Genomic DNA, 19,599 nt, shown 5'->3' on the forward strand with positions numbered 1-19,599 from the left:
CATAGGGATTCTCCTTTTATAAATAAGTTTTTAACAGCAGCTTCTTTCGTAGCGACTTTTGTTGACGTTCTTTGATAAATGACTGATATGGATCATTACTTCTTGCCGATACTTGGCTATCTGGATAAGCCGGAAATGCTACAGGGCTAATTTCAATCAATTTCGCTGTTGTGATGGTACGAATAATGTTATCTCGGTCTGTTTCATCCCACTCCTCTTTTCGCATTTGAAAGCCAAAGCTCACACCTTCAACATCACCGCGACGAATGGTTTCTAACGTGTCATTACCAAGAGTAGTATTCGGCAAATCTAATTCAAACCGAAGACCAATATCATCTTCAAATAACCGCAGTGTGCCGTTTTTTGTACGCCCTAGTACTCGTGACGTATCATGACTCCAAAGTGCTAACTGATCGTCGGCTGTTAATGAATCCGCAAAAGCTCCTTTTCTGAACTGCTCTTTGAACCTTCTAAAATAGCCCATTGGATGGGATTTCATTTCCCACTTAACTGCATAACCAGTGATAATCTTTGAATCTGATTCATCTTCCCTAATTTCAATAGATGAAGCATTGATATTACGTTTCTCCGTCTTGTTCATCTCCATCACCTCCTTCATCGATGACATTGCCATCCTTAATCTGCGCAGTATCAAGTCGACGAACTGGCTTATCTCCACCTTCAATCGGTCCAAGTGATAAAATAGATCGCCATTCATTTGGCGTAAGAGCTCCCCTATCAACCATTTGTACAAGGTTCATTTTTGTAGACATAGAAGCATATTGTAGACTTGCAGCCTCAAAAATGATTTTATTTCCAAATCCTCGCTCACGACGCGTAAAAAGCTTCCTGGTAAATTCTCCAGCAAGCTGCATCGCTAAGGGCTCAATTTCTGATTCGTAATAAGAGTTCCATTCATCTTCGTTATATTTACTCTGAATAATGTTTTCGTTTGTGTTAAAAAAGCTGTAAATACGCTGAATGGTTTCTTGCATTTGCTTTGAATCCGGCACAAATGCTTCTGGCTTTACCTGTTCTAAGTCGTAACGTGGATCCGTTGCTGCAGCTCCACCGCTGTTACTATCAATAGATAAATAATCACTAATGAAAGTCTTTACTTGTAGCTTAATATCTTCTGGCTTCAAAACGGATTTAAACTTCATAATCCACTTAATCACAGCACTGTTTTGAATGGCTTTTACAATTCCTTGATCTGTAGTCGTCACAACCTGCATAAGTTGAGATAAAGCTTTACCCGGATGCTCACCGAAAAAATCATCTTCATGAAAATCCTTTCGTAAATGAATGACATCGCTATACGGCACGGTCATCCTCTTTCCATTCTTAAAATAAAAGGTCAGAAAGATATCTCCAAGCGAACCTTCTACCACATCAACTGAAACACAAGGAATTGGATAAATTTCAGTAGCAAATCCCATTTCATCACGCTTTATAAAGGCAAAGGCATTATGATTTAGCTCTAGCTGATTGACCAATTTCTCTTGCATCATTTGCCCCGTCATTAAAGGATTAGGTTCTTCTAAAATAAAACGAAGGTATGGATCCGGATTAATTTTAAATTCATTCGCATTATCTCGTATATGTTTAGCAATAAGCTTACCTACCGCCTTTGCTTTTGGCCGAATACATGAGCGTACAATATCGCTTTGAAACAACTTTCCATCCCAGGAATAAAAACCTCCCCCGTTATCGCTCACAAATTCAAAATGTTTAGTAGTGGTAGGCTGCTTCGTTTTGTTAAACATTTTTTCAAATAAACCCATTAATTCACCACCTTCCACTAAATCATATTTATATATTCATTCTTTTTTTCTTGTAAAATCACATAAGCATTTAACAACGCTGCCGTGCCATCAATTCTTCGACGCTGATTCTCCGTTTTATGAGGCTGAATATTTAAATTTTTATCCATTTCAATCGCGGTATTCGACAGGCACCATTTATCAATCGGGTTATTATTATAAATAACTTTATTCGCTTCTAAATCGGCACCTAATAAATACATAGGCCCTGATAAAGTCTTTTTACCTTGATACACAGGTATCATCGCTTCTTTCCCAAAATAACTCTGCATTTCTTCTACCCAGTAATCAGCTGACCAAGCATCATAGCCAATCCAAGGCAAGTATACTCCCCATTCGTCACGAACTTCTAAAAACCATTCCGTTACAAACTTAGGGTGAACGCTGTTTCCAGGAGTCGTACGCAATAAGCCTGCATCGTGCCATAGATTATATGGAATTTTGTCTTCGTTCGTTCGCTTTTCTAACAAGTCTTCTGGCAACCAATACATCTGCAAGACATACACTTTTGGATCATCTGGAAGCATAAAAATAACCTTCGCTGCTGTAAGGTCTGTTGTCTTAGATAAATCACAACCACCGATACCGTATGAAGGTTTTAACTCCGTTAAATCGAATGTAGCACTATTATTTAATTGTTCGAATGTTAACCATGCTTCATTTGATGTTTCGCGAATATTGAAATCTTTTGTAAGCAAGTTTTTAACTAACAAGTGATTGGCTTTTGCTTTGTTTACTTTAGTTTCAAGCTGATCTATTTTTTTGATAGTACCTAACCCAGGATTGGCTTTTGGCCAACTTGCTGGGTCTGTCCACTCTTCTCGCTTATCCAGTTCATAAATAATGGGGAGAAAACGGTCGTCTTTGTATGCTTCTGGACTATCATCATCTAAGCCATTCAACAGCATAACCGCTTCATCATATTTCATATCATAAACAGATTCACGAACCGTTCCAGCAGTTGTAATCATAACAATAAGAGGCTGTTCACGAGACGAAGTACCATCCACAATAACATCATATAAGTTTTTGTCTTTCCAAGCATGGATTTCATCGAGTGAAGCACCATGTACATTCAGTCCATCTAGGGTATCGCTATCACTTCCCACAGGTTTAAACACACTATCATTAAAGTCAGCATTAAGCTCTTTCACTAACGCTTTAACTCGTTTGGAAAGAGTAGGCGATTTTTTCACCATTCTTTTTGACTCTAACCATACAATCTTAGCTTGCTGCTCTTTTGTTGCTACAGCATAAACTTCAGCACCGCCTTCTCCATCCGCTATCATTAAATACAAACAGATACCTGATGAGATTGTGGACTTCCCATTTTTACGCGCCACAATAAGCAGAATTTCACGATATTTCCTTGTACCATCTATTTTATGAATAAAGCCAAATGTCGCCGCTAAGAATGCTTTTTGCCAAAGCTCTAAAACGATTGGTTTCCCTGCCCATTTACCTTTTGAATGCTTACAAAAGTTCTCAATAAATTCAATCGCATGATTGGCTCTTTTAGCGCTATATTCATATACAGATTGTTCATCATACACATCCGCAGCCAACTTCTTATAAATTCGTCTTACTTTATCACCTACAGTAATATCGCCACTCTCAATCTTAGCCCAATATTCTAAAATTGGATTATATGCAAGAGGATATCTAATCATCTGTTGTTCACGAAGGTCTCAAAACCATCATCTACAGGTGGACTGTTTGTCTCTTTAGGCAATAAGTTAAACAGCTTTTCATAAGCAGTCGTATATCGATTGATCATAGCGTTATAAGATTTTTGCGCTGGGTTTTCAACAATCATTTGCTGAGAACCTTGTTTGAAATTGTAGGTGGGACCTTTTGTTTTAATGGAGTCTTCTAGTATTTGAAGGGTGATGGTCATAAAAGCAACTCGTTCAATTAAGCGTTGTGCTGCTTTCTTTTTTTCTTCCGATAAATCCTTGAAAATATGACTTAATCGCTCGACCTCTTGATTAATTAATTCATCCTGCTTTTTCTTCGCCAATTTCGCCATAAATTTATACCCCCCCTCATGTAAAATGCCCTGTGTATTTTTCGAAGGTCCCCCTTCGGTCCTTTGCCGACTGACTTTTGGCTTTTTGATAGGGGGGATACCATAAGGCACGATGCACTTCTTTTATGTCTTCTGTACAGGCATACCACTTTCGTCAAATATCACGCCCTGCACGGTCACACCATGCTTTTCATGATGCTCTTTGTTGTGGCAATCTTGGCAAAGATATTCTAATTTATTAAAGTTTAACGTTATGTTAGGATCATCAATATTATCTGGTGTTAAGTATTCTTTATGATGAACAATCTTACCTGGACCGCTGCACCTCTCACACAAACCGTGACGCATCTTTATATATGCAGCTCTGCACTTCAACCAGGCTGATGACTTGTAGAACTTCTTAGCGAATGGTTTCATTGTTATCTTCCTTCCTTATTGGGTGTATAAATAGTTATAGAAAGCATATAATCTATAAACTCCTACGTGATAAGGAGGTGAAAATGTGTTATTAGTTATTTATTTAACACTTCATATTAAATTAGTAACTGTTCCGCTACTAATTGTTGTTATCCCAAAGGATAATAAGCAATGAGGAACAGTAGAGATGATTGTTAATCATCTCTACACTAAATAGTAAATAAATTAACTAAAACACATTTTTCACATCCAATAAAAAAAGACATTGTTCATTAACGGACAATGTCTTTTTTGTATTAAACCTACTTATATCAACTTTAATTAAGATTACATCGCAGATGCATTACAATCTCATTATTTATGCACTTACGTACAGTTACTAACAATAATATTAATTTATTTATAACAAACCTTAATTATCTCTAAACAACACAGACCAACGTCTATCCTGTTTACAAATAGCCACTTAAGCTAACAAGTGGCCAATAACCTACTATTCAATTGTCAAGGAGCAGCAAGATCAGCAAGCATCTTAAATACCGCTATCTTTGTTACTTACCATATTACATGAGTTATACAGCAATGTTCTGCCGTCTTTCTGCCACTATTCTGCCACTTATTCATAACATGTTATTTCACATGTTATTAATTTACTTATAAAACCAATGATACTGGAATGACTTCACCATATCTTATATTCTGTTGCACTCGCCTAATCGCTCTAACCACTGTCACTACAAGGTTTATCGCATATCCCTTTTTGAGTGCACGCTACACTTATTTTTGATGCAGTTATAAGCAACACATCGTTAAATCTTAAACTTCATCATCGCTTTATCCATTGAATCTTGATTGATACCGATATATCTCAATGTAATTTGTGGACTGGAATGGTTGAACATTTCTTGCAGCATGGCTACGTCTTTTGTCTGTTGGTAAAAATGATAGCCGAATGTTTTACGAAGTGTATGCGTTCCTATCTCATTTAAATGAACATGCGCCGCTGCCTCTCTTAAAATCCGATATGCTGTAGAACGATCGATAGCTCTGTTTGTTCCTTGCCTGCTTTGTATCACATAATCTCCATCAGTTAATTCTTTTGCATATTCTAGCACTTCTTTACGAATAGATGGAGGAATACGTATCCGCTTCTGTTTACGCGTTTTCGTCTCTCTTAATACAACGTGAGTACTTAATAAATCTTCTTTCTTCAGTTTCAGAATATCCGATATACGCAAGCCTGTACTAATTCCTAATATAAACAGCATATAGTTCCGCTGACTTTTTGATTTTAAATAAACCTTCATCTCCTGGAGTTTCACTAAGTCACGAATGGGCTGTACAAAGTTCATTTGTCATCACCTTCCTTATATACTTCAATCCGTAGAGACAAGGCCAGCTTTATAAATGCTTTTTCTTTTAAGCGGTAGTATTTGCGCTCTGAGAAATTAAGATCATTATAGACCTGGTAATCAAACACATCATCTTGTAGCATGTACCGCTGAATAAGAATCGCTCGTTCCCAGTAGCCTAATCGATTTACCGCCATTACCATCCGCTTTAAATACTTACTTCTGGCTTGCTCGTGTGAAATATTACGAATGGCTATATCCTCTGTAGATGAATGGAATGCGTTCGTATTTGACGGTGGAACTAACGAGTACGTAGCTGTCACTTTCGGCAGTTCCTCCTCATTTTGCGTTAACAGCAGCACTCGATATTTCTCAAGTGCTGCTTCCACTACTCTTTTTGTTGCTTTTACATCAATTTCAGGTAACAGTGTGTCCATCATGAAATTGCCCCCTGCCTCTTATTTTTGTCGAATAGCTCCGCGTGAACGGTGATACGTACTGCGATTAGTTCCCATTAGTTCGCGTAGTTCTCTTTCAGAAAATGTTTCCTTCTTCTTTCTCTTAGGTGGCTGCTCTGTTTCCCTTGTATCTTTTTCATTTAGCACATGATTTAACTTATTCCACTTTTCCATTTCACCTCGTAAAGTTCCCATTTACATTCCCCTTTTCTGAAATTAAAAAGGACACTGAACAAGCAGCGTTTTGCTACTAATTCAGCGTCCTCAGGCTCTCCTATCTTGGACATATTCAATTCGCTTTCTTAATATCTCGGTCCATTAATGCTTCGATTCCGCATTTAGCTAGTACAGTATGAATAAACAAACGACCTTTCTGCGTCCATTTGGTATGAAGCTTCGTTTTCAGTTCATCACTTGAGTCTCGATAGTTCGTTGTGTGAGATTTCGTATACCCCTTATCTTGATACTTGCTATATAAAAGCCATTGCTCACCTAACTTATACTGCACGCCTTCTTGCTTGAGAATTTGATTCAGCTTCTTACCAGACAGACCATAATCTTTTGCAATCTGTGAAATGTTAATTACGCTATCTGACTGGAGAATTTGATCATAGTACGTAACCTTTGGTGCAGTTTCTGCTAACTGCTGTTCTAGCATCAAGTTCTTTGTTTCAACAAGCTGCTTTTGTTTTTGTTCAAGAATCCACTGCTCCGCTCGCTTAATCGGATCATCAATCATATATGACGGAACATGCAGCTGTTTAAATCGCTTTTCTACTTCAATAAAGTATTTACGCACGACACGCCCCATCTCGTTATGCTGAACCATTGCAATCTCTTTAGCAGTATCTAAAGTTAAAATATATTCCGTTCGAGGCCTTCCGCCAACACTTTCCCCCAAAACTGGGGAAAAGTCTTCTCCTTCCACAAAGCCGTATTTTTCAATGCGATCTTTTATCCATGTGGTAAAATCTTTACCAATCATAAGAACAGCATGTAATTCTCTTGCATCCACTACTGTCTCGCCTGCTTCAGTTTGATAAACAGGCAGCATGTCATTAGCAATAATAGTCGATTTGTTCATCGTTTCACTCTCCTACCGCTACGTAGTTATAAAACTAAAACAACCTCCAACGATTCATTATTAAAATAATTCACTCTCTTCAAAACGAATTCTTGCTGTTTTTCCTTTAGCCGTTTCAATGATGGTATGTCCATGATGCACCGCTTCAATTGCCTTTGCTTTCCCTTGATGTCCATCTAAAATTAAAAGAACAACTTTACCTGGTTCAATCGCATGATGAATTGTCATATCATCTGGATCTACTTCTAAAAATCTTGCTCGTTCAGACATCAGCGCACCCCTTTTGTGATATAATTGGTTAAACGATTGTCGGGAGTGCTCCCGGCTTTTTTATTTGCTCTTTTTCTGCCTTTGACCATACGAATGAATGTCTGAAAATGCTTTTTCTTTTTTCTTTTTGGTCGGAATGATTGGATGCTTTTTTATATAAGCCAGGCGCTCTTCTTCCGTCATGTACCACACTTTCACTTCCCCATGCATTTGGATCGCTCCTTTTACTGCGTTTTATTCTCGTATTGTTCAATAGCCATTTTTAATTAATTCATCTAACTTTCCCACTATTTCTTATTGTTAAGTGGTATATTTTTTATATACTACTACTTAATTTGTGAAAGGGGTAAAACACTTGGAAAATTCATTTAGAAAATTAAATTTATTAGACTTAGTTTCTGATGTGACTGAATATAAAAATTTTGTCGTTTCCGAGATTAACGATCATGTTTTAAGAATTGCTGTAATTAATGGAGATTTTCATTGGCATGAGCATGAAACAGACGAATTATTTATGGTGCTCGAAGGAGAGCTTCTTATTGATTTAGAAGACCATAAAACAATTCAACTATTACCTGGTGAGATTTTTAATGTACCGGCATATACTCAACATAGAACTAGATCTAATGGTAAAACAATAAATATTTGTTTTGAAAAAAAAGATAATGATATAAATGGAGCTTCTTAAACGCTAATCTTTAGCGTTTTTTATTGTGCATTTTTCGTCTAACGTGTAGTGTTCACACCTCATGCAATAGAGTATTTTCCGTTTACAATATCAGCCCATGTTAACTCTAATGCTCCAAAATAGTTCCATTGTAAATCTTGAAACGTAGTATCTTTATTAACTGGAACGACTTTAGCTCTATGGTGAAAGAATACTGTTTTCCCTTCATTCACAATTGCTTTAGCTTCTTCCCAATTCATTTATCACTAGCTCCTTCTCTCACATTGCTTGAACCACGCATCATCGGAAAAGTCGCTTCCCATCTCCGCTCCCACTCTAGCAATGCTTCTTGGTCGCTTACCTTGCATAGCCTTGCAAGTTCCCTTAAGGACAGTGTTTCATACTTGGCAGCTCTTACTTTCGTAATCTCTTCCATGCGCTTGCTCAAATAGGACACGAGTTCTTGAAGTTCTCCGTTGCAATGAATTGATTGCAAATTATAGCCACTGGAGCAGCTAAGCTCCTTGTAAATAAACTCTACTTGCTCATCACTTAACTGAATCTGCATGAACGCTTCCCTCGCAATCTATATCACAGTTTATTTTTGACGCTTCTTTTGACGAGAAGAAGGCCATTTCCAATCGGTTGGACGCTTTAGTGTTTCTACACGCTGCGATTGCTTCTTGTACATTTCCAATTCCGCTTTTGACAGCTTAAAGATCTCAATACGCCCCACCCTGTTCACTCTCCTCGGTTCATATGCTTGCCAAATTCAGACTTAATGCCAATATGAATCATTTCTAGCTCGGTTAAGCTAAGCTCATATAGCTGTTTGCCAGCAGGAGTTTTGAAATAGCCGTAGCGCATAAGCTCGTTGATTAAGTACGCACAGCGCTGTTCAACCGCTTGTTTTAGAAGTGCCATTATGTACTCACTCCTTTCCGGCTCCAGCCTTTAGTTCTGCTTCTAACTCCTTCAATTCCGCTTCTAGCTTACGTTTCTCTGCTTCGAAGTCAGTATCTAATACAGCAACAGATGACTGTGGTTGATCCGCTGCTTCTTGAGCTAACCAGTCTGGCACAATTTCTTTACGATTAGATGCATTTTGATTAAAGCGACGCTTGTTTTTAAATGCTGCTTCTAACGCTTGAACATCATCAAGGCTACGAACGTTGCGGTTTGCCCATGATTTCAAGATGCCCTCAGCATATTTCCATGTTTTTTGCTGTTTAAGCGTTAAAGACATTGCTTCTAACACAAGCTCTTCTCCCATGTCTTCAGTCCAATACTGAATTTGTTGGCTGATAAAAGGATTTAGCATACCGAAGTTTTGTTGATAAAAATCAAAGATTGATTGAGTTTGATTACGACTACTACTACCGACTTCACTTTTTTCAAGAGCGCCTTCTTCTAGATCTATATCTTGTTCATGTAGTAGTAGTTCTTTTTCTTTTTCTTTTTCTTCTTCTTGTTCTTCTTCTTTTTCTTGTCCACTTGGCGTTGACGTATCGTCTAACGTATCGTATGACGTGTCGTCAACGGCACGTAATTCTTTTAGCTTATTAGTAAACAATTCTAAAATGCTGCTGTTTTTAATGCTACTTGCTACTTCCGCTAAAAGAGATAGATCTTTCACCTCTCCAAGCTCTTTTACAACGCAGTCCAAAATCGGCTTTCCGCCTTTATTCAAGTTATACTTGCCCCAGTTTAATAGAGCGATTTCTCGCGTTTCTGGATTATACTTAACCACTTTATGCTCGTTCTCAAAACGCTTTAGTAAGCTATTAATCGTTTCAATTGAATACCCCATATCAAAAGCCATTTGCTTCTTCGTAATCGTATATACACCAATCTGCTTCGTATTTGGATTGGTTAAAAGGTATAAGTAAAAGAATTTATCTTCCGGTGTCATTTCCTCTGAAACGCGTGGATCAGACCAAAAATCCACTTGAATCTGTCTAAATTTAGCCATCTGCTCTCTCCCTTTCTATAAAGCTTGCTTTCTACAAGCATCTTAAGCTACAATGGAAGCAATTGATTAATCGACAATCACTTCGAAGATGAGGAGCTGCAACTCCTTGTCTTCTTTTTTTATGCGCTTTAAAATTGTTTTCGCTAGTTCTTTACATTCATTCACACAAGATGCAAAAACCATTTCCTTATGGATCGTTTGCATCTTCTTATCTACAAACTCTAAATCCCATAGCATAATGTCAGTTTAGAAACATACACATAGAATGAGACGCTTCTGTCCTCCTTTCTTATTTAGTTGATGCTATTCGCATCGTCATAGCCAGGAAAGAGGGATGAGAGGTGTGTATCAATTGTCGGGGGAAACAAATGATAGCTCTTTCCTGACCATGACGACAAGAACATACATTCTTGTCGCACACATAAAGCTGTGCTATACTGAAGTTAGTTAAGCGTTCTATCGAAGCGAACGATCGGCAGTAAGTGTTCCAGCACTTGCTGCTTTTTTATTTTTCCAAACTACTGTCTCTTTCATCATGTCCTCCTACTAAATGACCCTCTTTACAAAATCGATTGCCATTCCCTTACTTTGCAAATCTTTTACCAATGCTTCTAGTCGTTCACGAGTTTGTTTCTTCTCATAAAGCCGCTGAAGTTCTTTCTTTGCTTTCATCACTTCTTTAACCTGCTCATCAAACTGTTCAAACTCCCCTTTGAACATCGATTGGTGTGCGCTTAAAAGCCCTTCAAAAATGACTTCTTCTAAACGAGTTGCTAAACGAAAATCTGATTCTAATACCCTCATGCCTTCCATCTCCTTGTCTTAATGGATGCCCACCACATTTTATAAATCGACTTCATGGAGAAATCGTACTCCTTACAAAGAACCGCTACTAAATTAATCATGGACGCCGCTGCGTCGAGAATTTCATGAATGACACGTTTGATTTCTTCTCGTTCACTTTCGTTCTGCATTCGTATCGGCTTTGCCCAACAAACCCTTTCCATCTGATCAAGTGCTTCATTTGTTTCTTGTTGTACCATGTATTTCATACTGGCTGGATGTCTATCTATGTAGTCACCGTTGAAATATGGAATGCTGACGCGCCCTGCTGCTTCATTCCATGTAGCGAAGTAATATTCTGGATCATCCACGCTATAAGCCACCTGCTGATATAAATCTTCTTGAAACTTACGCTGATTTGTTTCGTATTTGGCAATGGTTTCGCGTGATACCGGTAAATCCATTGCTAACTGTTCTTGCGTTAGGCCTTGGCGCTTTCTTGCTTCCGCCAACTCCTCTCCTAACTTAATCAATATCAATCTCCCCTTTCGTACCAAAAACCCAGTACATTTGTTACACCATTTTCTTTATGATTCTAAATAAGATAAAATTTTCCGTTTAAGGGTAAAAGGTATGGCTGTTTTACATTACAGCCTGGTTGAAATACTTTGTATTATGTTGTACCCACTCAGTATTTTGTTCGATCCACTCCATCAGCAGATGCGTGGGTACTTTGATGCCACATGCTCGAATTACTGGAAAGTCAGGTCGACTAACTAACTCTGTTGCTTTCGTGCGACCAATCTTTAAAAAGTCCATTAATTCAGTCACTGTTAAAACTGGACCATACTTAGATAAACTTGAAGCTGATTTCAGTTCTTCTATGTCTCGTTTTATAGGAGCCAATGCCTCTTCTAAAGCATCCTTAAGCATTTGTTCAAATGTCATTTCAAGCACCTCCAGTGAAATAAAGTTTAGTCAAACCATGCTTTTCAAGTAACTGAATGATTTCAGCTGCGGCCTGTTCTTTGGTAAAATCTTTTTCTTCTAGCAAGTCATTTGCAATGTATAGGAGATCGACTGTTAGTTCGGCGTTGTAAAGTAATTTACCGATGTCAAAGTTCATGTGAACCCTCCTAAAAGCATTTAATTATTGATACATTTTGTATCATCTATAACCTGAAAAAGATCTGGAAACAACTCTCGTTCACTTGTAGAATATAATATTTCAAATTTCAGCATCGTTGAGCGCCCTGGGTTTCTAACCCCTTTTTCAATCTTTCTTACATAAACTTCTGAGATATTAAGTTTCTCAGCAACTTCTTTTTGAGTCCAATCTCTAGATAAGCGTTCATTAATGAGTTTTTCTCTCATCCAACAGCACCTCCTCTCTTTGATACATTTCGTATCATTTGTATTAATTATAAATGATACATTTTGTATCGTCAACGATTTATTTGATACTTTTTTTATCTTTTATTTAAAACGATACTTTTTGTATCTATAATATAAGTATAAGTTTGTGTTACGAAAACTTTGCTATTTAATATTAGGAGTTGTATTGTATGCTGGGTAGTCGATTAAAATTTTTAAGAGGGAAACGTACACAAGAAGATGTTGCTAAAGCAATTTCTGTCTCTAGAGCACGTTATTCACACTATGAGAATGGTAGAAGCGAACCTGATACTCAAACATTAGAAAAGCTGGCTGACTTCTTTAACGTAAGTACTGACTATCTTTTAGGCCGCACTGACAACCCTGATCTAATTCAAGAAAAGAATGAAGAATCCCTTCTCGACCCAGAACTAGGCGTCTTCTTCAAAGAAATTAAAAATGCTCCTGAAGATCGTCAAGAGCAGCTGCGTAAGATTTGGGAGATTATTAAGAGTGAAGGTAATCGTGAGGTTGAAGACGATTAATAAAATACTAACAATATATCAAGTTTATAAACGCGCTTAAATGCGTGTTTATTTTTAACTATAAAATGTAATTTTATTCTAAAAAACAAGTTATTTAAACCTAAATATACAAAATACTCACTTTTTTATAAATAAATATAATTTGGAGGTATTATATGCAGGCTCCCATTTTAAGTGTAAGTGACGTATATGAAATTATGGAAAGTCATTCACAAAATATTATCGAAGATATTGAGTTTTTAAGTACAGGTGGCCAAAAAATTGTTTTTAAATGTAAGATTGATAAAGTACCTTATACTTTAAAGTTTTTAGAAATTGAAAGTAAAGAAACTGAGGGGACTACTGATGAAAATGACACAGGTATTGAATCTGAAGTACTAGCAAGAGCTTCTCGTGAAATTGATATTATGAATCAATGTGATACTCCAACTCTTGTAAAATTAGGACCTATAGGCTTAAATATTGTCTCTTTTGATGAGAAAAAGTTACTTATGTTTTCTGAAGAATATATCGACGGTGAAGATCTACACACAATTCTACTTAACAGAAAACTATCAGAAAAAGAAGCTTTAAATCTAGCAATTAATATTTCTGATGCTATTGATCACCTTTGGAATATTGGCATGGTTCATAGAGATATTAAGCCAAAGAATATTATGCAAAATAAAAATGGGGATTTTATCCTTCTAGATACTGGAATTGCATTTGATACACAAGGAAAAGCTTTAACTCAAGCTTCTCTTATCATAGGAACTGCTATATATATGTCGCCTGAACAAATCACCAATGTAAAGATCAATATTGATTTTAGATCTGATCTATTTTTACTTGGAATCGTTTTATATCAAGCTTTAACAGGCTCTCACCCTTTCTATAAGCAAGGAGTTAACACCATGCAGATAATAGCAAACATAATGGAAGCTCAATTCACCCCTATTGAGAATCTAAGAAGCGGCATTAATAAACGCTTTTCAAGGATAATAACCAGGTTGCTTTCTCGTCATCCTCACATGAGATTCAAATCTTGTGAAAATCTAATAGATATGCTTACTAAGTTAAAGGAGGAAATTTAAAAATGAAGATTTATGCACAACAAGGTTACGGTAAAGGAGATAAAATTCACAAAGGTATTGAGATGAACGCTTTAAATGGAGTAGTTCTTAGTCCTCGAGATGATAAATATGAGAGCTTAATTACTCTTAAACAAGAACTATTAGGCTTAAATGAAAATGTGGATATTTTAATAGATCCTCAATTTTATTATGCGACTTACATAGAAGGAGTAAGCAAAAACCTGGACCAACTATCTTTCTACCCCGGACCTCTAACTTTATCTTCGTTAAGGTCTTTTAGGAGCATTAGTAAATTAGTATCTGAATGTTTAAAATTTCAAAATGATTTAGGTATAGACACTTTAGTTTCACCTTCTATTCTAATGCCAAATTTTACAGATAGGCAAGCTCAAATTGCCTTGACAATGGCTGAAGAATCTTCTCAACAAGCTCAAGAACTAGGAAAGCCTATCTTGATTTCACTAATTTTTCAAGAAACAGCTTTAAATGATACGGTACATGTGAATGAGTTTTTAAATGAGCTAACAATGCTAAATGTGGAAGGCTTTTATATTGTAGTAGCACGTAATAATACTGCCTACGACCAACACTTCGAAGAAGCTACTGCTTTAACTAACTTACTTACAATGATTTACTCATTAAGTGACATTAATGAATTCAGGGTAATAATGGGCTATTCAGATATCATTGGTTTACTGTATTTAGCAGCAGGTGCTTCTGGTATTAGTACCGGTTGGCATAATAGCTCTAGGAAATTCACTGTACAGCAACGAATTTTACCTAGTACTGGTGGTAGATTGCCTCGTGAGAGATATACTTCAATCCCTTTGTTAAATTCTGTTTTAGTATCAGAATTAGATTCTATATCTAGACAGGTAACAGCAAGAGGAGGAAACTTAAGTGATTACCTTAGTAGGGCTGGCCTAGATAATATAATTCTTACTGGGAATAACCCTTCTGATGGGTGGTCACGTAGCATTAGTCACTTACAGCATTGGTCTGCTCTACAGCATGGCTCTCAAGCTTTTTTTACAGATACATTTGATATTACAGAGCGTATTAATAATTTAGAAACTAAAATTAATGAAGCTAAAGCTTTGTATACTATTTTAGATAATATGGCTATTCAGCTAAGCACCGCTTCAACAGGGAAGCACTTAGATACATGGCAACTTGCTTTAAGTAGTTTTAAGGAACAACATAACTTAAACTCTTAACTTTTAGAAGAATATAGAGTTTTGCTTATACCAATCAAGTGGAAAGCCTTTCTGCTTGGTTGGTGTTTTTTAGGTTTAATATATACATCAACCTGTCCTCTATCATCTATCGATAATAAACCAATACCATTTTCTTTAAAAGCATACAAATTTTTCAAAGCTGGATTAATATGTTTTTTTGGCATAACAACCCAAGAGTATTGGGCGAATCCTAAATATTGTATAGCTTGATATAAAGCCCTCTTCCAATTATGCAACTTAGCTTCATAAGCATTAAAATTTATTTTAGGCAATTTAAACTCATTATTAATTAAGTAACTTCCATTTAAATTAATTTTGATAATTTTCGATTCGTTAAGCTCTTTTAAAGCTTTTTTTATAGTAGTATCCATTAGGCCCGTTTTGAATTTTATATACTGAAACGTTCTTGGTGACTGATAGTGAAGCAACGACAAAACTTGTGCATTTGTTAATTTTAATATTACTTTTATTTGCTCTTCTGACAACTTACCTTGGGTTCTAATATCCGCCCAAACAATATCCGCACGACCTTGCCAACAATCCATCTCTCTAATCAAAAACTGATTTTCTTTTCCACTGACTTTCTTTTTGAGATCGTTTTCTAAAGCTCTAACTAAACTTTCTTCCTTTATACTTAATGTATCTAAATAATGGGATGAACTTTTTAAAGAACTTACCACTAAAGATCCCTCCCTATTTCTTTTCTAATAGTTAGATTATATTTTCAAAACTTAAGTTATTATACAGCATTATTCTTAATAATCAAATCAAAGAAAATAAATTTCAGGTAAAACTATTGTAACACAGAACGTATGTTTGGTAAAATGCAATAAGAGGTGATTTCCATGAATTATCAATTTACTCCACTAGAAGACTCAGTTCGCTATTTGTACCAGAAGCTACATATTAATGTTCCCAGCCAGATTGATATGATTAGTATCGCTTCTAATCTTGGAATTTGGCTGCATTTTGTCGATTTTGAAAGTGCTGCAATTGATCGTAATGGCCTATACAGTATTTTAATTAACCGCAGCCTTTCCTCCCAGCAGCAGTGGGAGGACTTCGGTCATGAGTTAGGACATGTTTTATTTCATTGTGGGCATCAGTGGTTCCTTCCAGAAGGATTCATTGCCTATCAAGAGAATAAGGCAAATAACTTTGCGCTACAGTTTTGTGTGCCTACCTTCATGCTGTTAAAGCTGTCTCCTCCTCCCACTAAACGTGAATTTATTCATGAAGTGAGCACAACTTTTAACGTCACACCGCTGTTTGCATCAAGAAGAATTGAACATTTTGAAAATCAAATTCTAGGGATTACATATTCACAGAAGTTTAGAGAAGCGATTAGTTCTTGTTAGGAGGTTGTTGCTGGTGGCACATTTTCAAAAGTATCAAAAGAAAGACGGTACATCCGCTTGGATGTTTAAAGCTGAGCTTCCGTGTGACCCCGTAACAGGTAAGCGTCGGCAAACAACTAAAAGAGGGTTTAAGACGAAAAAAGAAGCACAGTTCGCCGCTGCTGAACTTGAAGTGCATAAGCAAACTGGAAAGCTGAATATGGAGTATAAGGACGTATTTGTAAGGGATTTTTTAATTGAGTGGCTAGAGGTCTATAAGAAGAACACTGTAAAAGCAAACACATTTAAGCTGCACGAATATAACATACACAAGCATATTATTCCCTACTATGGTTATGTGAAACTAAAAGACTTCTCTCCCGCTTTTTATCAAAAGTTTATCAATGTCTTAGCTGAAAAATACAGCAGACGTACTGTTTCCATTATTCATACGACAATGTCTAACGCAATGAATAAAGCCGTAACGCTTAATATTATTGATAAAAACCCTTGTTATAAAGTAAGTATTCCAAATAATAAGATAAACAAAATTAAAACTGATCAAGACTTACAGTACCTTACGAAAGATGAAGTGTTTCATGTGTTAGAAGTAGCAAGTGAACTTGAACAAAAATACTACACCCTTGTTCGACTATTAATTGATACCGGAATGCGAAAAGGTGAAGCACTTGCCTTACAGTGGAAAGATATTGATTTTGCTCAGCCATCTATTAATATCTTGAAAACGTTACACTATGATGAAAAAGAGCTCAATAAAATGTTTGGCCCTCCCAAGACAGAAACTTCTTATCGATCAGTCCTTATCTCTCAAGAATTAGCAAAAGAGTTAAAGAAACATAAACTTAAGCAAGCTGAACAAAGAATGATGTTAGGAACACTGTACTTTAGTGAAGGAGATTTGGTATTTGAACGGGGTGACGGTTTTCCTTATACTAAATCCACATTGCATCGAGCAATAAAACGCATTTATACAAAAGCCAATATTACTAAAAATCTTACCATTCATAGTTTGCGTCATACGCACGCTGTGATGATGCTAGAATCCGGTGCCTCCCTCAAAGAAGTACAAGAAAGATTGGGTCATAAATCCATTCAAACAACAGCTGACGTTTACACTCACATTTCAAATACGCTTGAAAAACGCAGCATAGCAAGCTATTCAGAATACATGAACTATGACCATATTTCTACCGAAAAAAAATAATGTGGTCAAAATGTGGTCAAGCTGTAAAATCCTAAAGAAATACGTCCACAATAAAAAAAGCCTGAATGACTGCAAATGCAGTCATATCAGGCTTTCTACCAATTAATATTGGCTCATGTATTGATCGCGTTCCCATGGGTGAACTTGTGTACGGAACATATCCCACTCAATTTCCTTAGCTTCGATGAAGTGTTCAGCTAAGTGCTCACCTAATGCAGAAACCATGATTTCGTTAGCTTGGAAGCTATCTAAAGCTTGAGCTAGCGTAGCAGGTAAATCTACGATACCTTCTTTTACGCGCTCTTCTTTAGTCATTACATAGATGTTGCGGTCAATTGGTTTTGGAGCTTCAAGATTGTTCTTGATTCCGTCTAAACCAGCTTTTAGTAATACAGCCATCGCTAGGTATGGGTTAGCAGCTGGGTCTACGCTACGTACCTCAACACGAGTTCCTACTCCGCGAGAAGCTGGGATACGAATTAATGGGCTACGGTTGCGTGCAGACCATGCAACGTAACAAGGAGCTTCGTAACCAGGTACTAAACGCTTGTAAGAGTTTACTGTTGGGTTTGTTACAGCAGTGAAGCTGTGAGCGTGCTTAATGATACCAGCGATGAATTGACGAGCTGTATCACTTAACTCTAAGTTTCCGTTTGCATCATAGAATGCATTTTGGCCATCTTTGAATAGTGAAAGGTTGCAGTGCATACCTGAACCGTTCACACCGAACAATGGTTTTGGCATGAATGTTGCGTGTAAGCCGTGCTTACGAGCAATTGTTTTAACTACTAGTTTAAATGTTTGGATGTCATCGCAAGCTCTTAATGCGCCAGCATATTTGAAGTCAATCTCATGTTGACCAGGAGCTACCTCATGGTGAGATGCTTCAATTTCAAAGCCCATTTCTTCAAGCTCTAATACGATGTCACGACGGCAGTTTTCACCAAGGTCAGTTGGTGCTAGGTCGAAGTAGCCACCTTTATCGTTTAATTCTAACGTTGGCTCTCCTTTTTCATCTAGCTTGAATAAGAAGAATTCTGGCTCAGGCCCAAGGTTAAAATCACTGAATCCTAAGTCTTCCATTTCTTTTAATATACGCTTTAAGTTGTTACGTGGGTCTCCATCAAATGGAGTTCCGTCTGGATTGTAGATGTCACAAATGAAACGTGCAACTTTACCTTTTTCAGACGTCCAAGGGAATACAACAAACGTGTCTGGATCTGGATATAAGTACATATCAGATTCTTCGATACGTACGAAACCTTCGATTGAAGAACCGTCAAACATCATCTTGTTGTCTAACGCTTTTTCTAATTGACTTACTGGAATTTCAACGTTTTTGATTGTTCCTAAAATGTCAGTGAACTGAAGGCGAATGTATTTTACATTCTCTTCCTGAACCTTTTTGAAAATATCTTCTTTTGTGTACTTTGCCATCGTGTGATCCTCCCCTAAATCTAAAAAATATTTATAGTTTATATACTTCCTGTTAACGAAGCATATAAATACTTACAATTTTTAATGAAAGAACCGAGACATATCTCCTTGATTGAGAGTTGCTTTGTTAAAGCGTCCTGCTTGCATTAACTCAGCGCGAAGCATCTTGCGTAACTCTTCATCTGATAGCTCAGATTTGCTTGCTTCTGCTACAACCTTTTCATCTTCTGGTTTTGCCTCTTTTTTATGCCCTTCTTGCGCTTTCTGAACTTGAAATAGCTGCTTAACACCAGCTAAGTTTACACCTTGTTCAATTAAGTCCCGAATTTCTAGTAATTTATCAACATCGTTAAACGAGAATAATCGACGATTACCTTCAGATCGTACAGGTGTAACTAATTCATGTTCCTCATAGTAGCGAATTTGGCGAGCCGACAACTCAGTTAACTGCATCACAATTCCAATTGGGAAAAGCGGCGTATTTCTTCGTATGTTGTCACTCATCTCAGTTCCTC

The 19,599-nt window shown here is 36.9% G+C and carries 31 protein-coding genes; 6 read left to right on the forward strand and 25 right to left on the reverse strand.

The window, feature by feature from the left end; all coding sequences use genetic code 11:
* Positions 1 to 16 precede the first annotated feature (16 nt).
* The 11 genes from AS180_RS00160 to AS180_RS23045 form a co-directional block, all read right to left on the reverse strand.
* Entirely contained in the window at positions 17 to 601 is a 585-nt protein-coding gene (locus tag AS180_RS00160; RefSeq protein ID WP_025907109.1) for an HK97 family phage prohead protease, read from the reverse strand.
* Positions 579 to 1,784: a phage portal protein gene (locus AS180_RS00165; protein ID WP_025907110.1), complete on the reverse strand. Its 1,206-nt coding sequence runs from the start codon at positions 1,782 to 1,784 to the stop codon at positions 579 to 581. Before AS180_RS00165 ends, AS180_RS00160 begins: the two co-directional genes overlap by 23 nt.
* Before the next feature lie 17 nt (positions 1,785 to 1,801).
* On the reverse strand, positions 1,802 to 3,493 hold the full coding sequence (locus tag AS180_RS00170) for a terminase large subunit (RefSeq protein WP_062686170.1): 1,692 nt from the start codon (positions 3,491 to 3,493) through the stop codon (positions 1,802 to 1,804).
* Complete coding sequence (locus tag AS180_RS00175; RefSeq protein WP_025907113.1) at positions 3,490 to 3,852, reverse strand: hypothetical protein; 363 nt, start codon at positions 3,850 to 3,852, stop codon at positions 3,490 to 3,492. Before AS180_RS00175 ends, AS180_RS00170 begins: the two co-directional genes overlap by 4 nt.
* A 123-nt stretch (positions 3,853 to 3,975) precedes the next feature.
* A complete protein-coding gene (locus AS180_RS00180) occupies positions 3,976 to 4,269 on the reverse strand; it encodes an HNH endonuclease (RefSeq protein ID WP_025907114.1) in 294 nt (97 codons plus the stop codon).
* Between the two features lie 809 nt (positions 4,270 to 5,078).
* A complete protein-coding gene (locus tag AS180_RS00185; RefSeq protein ID WP_025907115.1) occupies positions 5,079 to 5,621 on the reverse strand; it encodes a site-specific integrase in 543 nt (180 codons plus the stop codon).
* Positions 5,618 to 6,061 (reverse strand): ArpU family phage packaging/lysis transcriptional regulator, encoded by a 444-nt coding sequence (locus AS180_RS00190; RefSeq protein ID WP_025907117.1) that lies wholly within the window; start codon positions 6,059 to 6,061, stop codon positions 5,618 to 5,620. Before AS180_RS00190 ends, AS180_RS00185 begins: the two co-directional genes overlap by 4 nt.
* 18 nt (positions 6,062 to 6,079) lie before the next feature.
* Positions 6,080 to 6,274: a hypothetical protein gene (locus AS180_RS00195; protein WP_062686173.1), complete on the reverse strand. Its 195-nt coding sequence runs from the start codon at positions 6,272 to 6,274 to the stop codon at positions 6,080 to 6,082.
* Between the two features lie 94 nt (positions 6,275 to 6,368).
* Positions 6,369 to 7,163 (reverse strand): phage antirepressor KilAC domain-containing protein, encoded by a 795-nt coding sequence (locus AS180_RS00200; protein ID WP_025907121.1) that lies wholly within the window; start codon positions 7,161 to 7,163, stop codon positions 6,369 to 6,371.
* 60 nt (positions 7,164 to 7,223) lie between these two features.
* Positions 7,224 to 7,433 (reverse strand): XtrA/YqaO family protein, encoded by a 210-nt coding sequence (locus AS180_RS00205; protein ID WP_025907123.1) that lies wholly within the window; start codon positions 7,431 to 7,433, stop codon positions 7,224 to 7,226.
* Between the two features lie 60 nt (positions 7,434 to 7,493).
* Complete coding sequence (locus AS180_RS23045; RefSeq protein WP_175384176.1) at positions 7,494 to 7,643, reverse strand: hypothetical protein; 150 nt, start codon at positions 7,641 to 7,643, stop codon at positions 7,494 to 7,496.
* 145 nt (positions 7,644 to 7,788) lie between these two features.
* On the opposite strand from AS180_RS23045, the gene AS180_RS00210 reads away from it, so the two are divergent.
* Complete coding sequence (locus AS180_RS00210) at positions 7,789 to 8,121, forward strand: cupin domain-containing protein (RefSeq protein ID WP_062686175.1); 333 nt, start codon at positions 7,789 to 7,791, stop codon at positions 8,119 to 8,121.
* A 59-nt stretch (positions 8,122 to 8,180) separates the two neighbouring features.
* Here the strand turns inward: AS180_RS00210 and AS180_RS00215 are convergent, their stop codons facing one another.
* The 11 genes from AS180_RS00215 to AS180_RS22020 all read right to left on the reverse strand — a co-directional run bounded on the left by AS180_RS00215 (position 8,181) and on the right by AS180_RS22020 (position 12,229).
* Positions 8,181 to 8,360, reverse strand: coding sequence for a hypothetical protein (locus AS180_RS00215; protein ID WP_062686177.1), 180 nt, complete (start codon positions 8,358 to 8,360; stop codon positions 8,181 to 8,183).
* On the reverse strand, positions 8,357 to 8,668 hold the full coding sequence (locus AS180_RS00220) for a hypothetical protein (RefSeq protein ID WP_025908630.1): 312 nt from the start codon (positions 8,666 to 8,668) through the stop codon (positions 8,357 to 8,359). Before AS180_RS00220 ends, AS180_RS00215 begins: the two co-directional genes overlap by 4 nt.
* 30 nt (positions 8,669 to 8,698) lie before the next feature.
* The gene (locus tag AS180_RS22010; protein ID WP_156413413.1) at positions 8,699 to 8,836 is read right to left on the reverse strand and encodes a hypothetical protein; all 138 of its coding nucleotides are present in this window, start codon (positions 8,834 to 8,836) and stop codon (positions 8,699 to 8,701) included.
* A gap of 5 nt (positions 8,837 to 8,841) precedes the next feature.
* The gene (locus tag AS180_RS00225) at positions 8,842 to 9,024 is read right to left on the reverse strand and encodes a Fur-regulated basic protein FbpA (protein WP_025908629.1); all 183 of its coding nucleotides are present in this window, start codon (positions 9,022 to 9,024) and stop codon (positions 8,842 to 8,844) included.
* A gap of 7 nt (positions 9,025 to 9,031) precedes the next feature.
* Positions 9,032 to 10,072 (reverse strand): DnaD domain-containing protein, encoded by a 1,041-nt coding sequence (locus AS180_RS00230; protein ID WP_062686179.1) that lies wholly within the window; start codon positions 10,070 to 10,072, stop codon positions 9,032 to 9,034.
* 66 nt (positions 10,073 to 10,138) lie between these two features.
* Complete coding sequence (locus AS180_RS22015; RefSeq protein ID WP_156413414.1) at positions 10,139 to 10,309, reverse strand: hypothetical protein; 171 nt, start codon at positions 10,307 to 10,309, stop codon at positions 10,139 to 10,141.
* 309 nt (positions 10,310 to 10,618) lie between these two features.
* Positions 10,619 to 10,876, reverse strand: a complete 258-nt coding sequence (locus AS180_RS00235) for a hypothetical protein (protein ID WP_025908627.1) — start codon at positions 10,874 to 10,876, stop codon at positions 10,619 to 10,621.
* Positions 10,873 to 11,385, reverse strand: a complete 513-nt coding sequence (locus tag AS180_RS00240; RefSeq protein WP_062686283.1) for a helix-turn-helix transcriptional regulator — start codon at positions 11,383 to 11,385, stop codon at positions 10,873 to 10,875. Before AS180_RS00240 ends, AS180_RS00235 begins: the two co-directional genes overlap by 4 nt.
* 112 nt (positions 11,386 to 11,497) lie before the next feature.
* A complete protein-coding gene (locus AS180_RS00245) occupies positions 11,498 to 11,788 on the reverse strand; it encodes a MerR family transcriptional regulator (protein ID WP_025908625.1) in 291 nt (96 codons plus the stop codon).
* A gap of 16 nt (positions 11,789 to 11,804) precedes the next feature.
* Entirely contained in the window at positions 11,805 to 11,981 is a 177-nt protein-coding gene (locus tag AS180_RS23050) for a hypothetical protein (protein ID WP_175384177.1), read from the reverse strand.
* A gap of 20 nt (positions 11,982 to 12,001) precedes the next feature.
* On the reverse strand, positions 12,002 to 12,229 hold the full coding sequence (locus AS180_RS22020; protein WP_062686180.1) for a helix-turn-helix transcriptional regulator: 228 nt from the start codon (positions 12,227 to 12,229) through the stop codon (positions 12,002 to 12,004).
* A gap of 191 nt (positions 12,230 to 12,420) precedes the next feature.
* On the opposite strand from AS180_RS22020, the gene AS180_RS00255 reads away from it, so the two are divergent.
* The 3 genes from AS180_RS00255 (at position 12,421) to AS180_RS00265 (ending at position 15,064) form a co-directional block, all read left to right on the forward strand.
* On the forward strand, positions 12,421 to 12,774 hold the full coding sequence (locus AS180_RS00255) for a helix-turn-helix domain-containing protein (protein ID WP_062686181.1): 354 nt from the start codon (positions 12,421 to 12,423) through the stop codon (positions 12,772 to 12,774).
* 155 nt (positions 12,775 to 12,929) lie between these two features.
* Positions 12,930 to 13,847, forward strand: coding sequence for a serine/threonine-protein kinase (locus AS180_RS00260; protein WP_062686182.1), 918 nt, complete (start codon positions 12,930 to 12,932; stop codon positions 13,845 to 13,847).
* A 2-nt stretch (positions 13,848 to 13,849) separates the two neighbouring features.
* The gene (locus AS180_RS00265) at positions 13,850 to 15,064 is read left to right on the forward strand and encodes a hypothetical protein (RefSeq protein ID WP_062686184.1); all 1,215 of its coding nucleotides are present in this window, start codon (positions 13,850 to 13,852) and stop codon (positions 15,062 to 15,064) included.
* Here the strand turns inward: AS180_RS00265 and AS180_RS00270 are convergent.
* Positions 15,061 to 15,765 carry a hypothetical protein gene (locus tag AS180_RS00270; RefSeq protein WP_062686186.1) on the reverse strand — a complete coding sequence of 235 codons (705 nt, stop codon included), beginning with the start codon at positions 15,763 to 15,765 and terminating at the stop codon, positions 15,061 to 15,063. The genes AS180_RS00265 and AS180_RS00270 overlap by 4 nt on opposite strands.
* A 165-nt stretch (positions 15,766 to 15,930) precedes the next feature.
* Between AS180_RS00270 and AS180_RS00275 the strand changes: the two genes are divergently transcribed.
* Together AS180_RS00275 and AS180_RS00280 are read left to right on the forward strand one after the other, a co-directional pair.
* Positions 15,931 to 16,443: an ImmA/IrrE family metallo-endopeptidase gene (locus AS180_RS00275; RefSeq protein WP_062686188.1), complete on the forward strand. Its 513-nt coding sequence runs from the start codon at positions 15,931 to 15,933 to the stop codon at positions 16,441 to 16,443.
* 13 nt (positions 16,444 to 16,456) lie between these two features.
* A complete protein-coding gene (locus AS180_RS00280) occupies positions 16,457 to 17,647 on the forward strand; it encodes a site-specific integrase (protein ID WP_062686190.1) in 1,191 nt (396 codons plus the stop codon).
* A gap of 102 nt (positions 17,648 to 17,749) precedes the next feature.
* Here the strand turns inward: AS180_RS00280 and glnA are convergent, their stop codons facing one another.
* Both glnA and AS180_RS00290 read right to left on the reverse strand, forming a co-directional pair.
* Positions 17,750 to 19,084 (reverse strand): type I glutamate--ammonia ligase, encoded by a 1,335-nt coding sequence (glnA, locus tag AS180_RS00285; RefSeq protein ID WP_025908619.1) that lies wholly within the window; start codon positions 19,082 to 19,084, stop codon positions 17,750 to 17,752.
* A gap of 81 nt (positions 19,085 to 19,165) precedes the next feature.
* Positions 19,166 to 19,588, reverse strand: coding sequence for a MerR family transcriptional regulator (locus AS180_RS00290; protein ID WP_062686192.1), 423 nt, complete (start codon positions 19,586 to 19,588; stop codon positions 19,166 to 19,168).
* Positions 19,589 to 19,599 lie beyond the last annotated feature (11 nt).

This window comes from Priestia veravalensis, assembly GCF_001457055.1.
GTDB lineage: Bacteria > Bacillota > Bacilli > Bacillales > Bacillaceae_H > Priestia > Priestia flexa.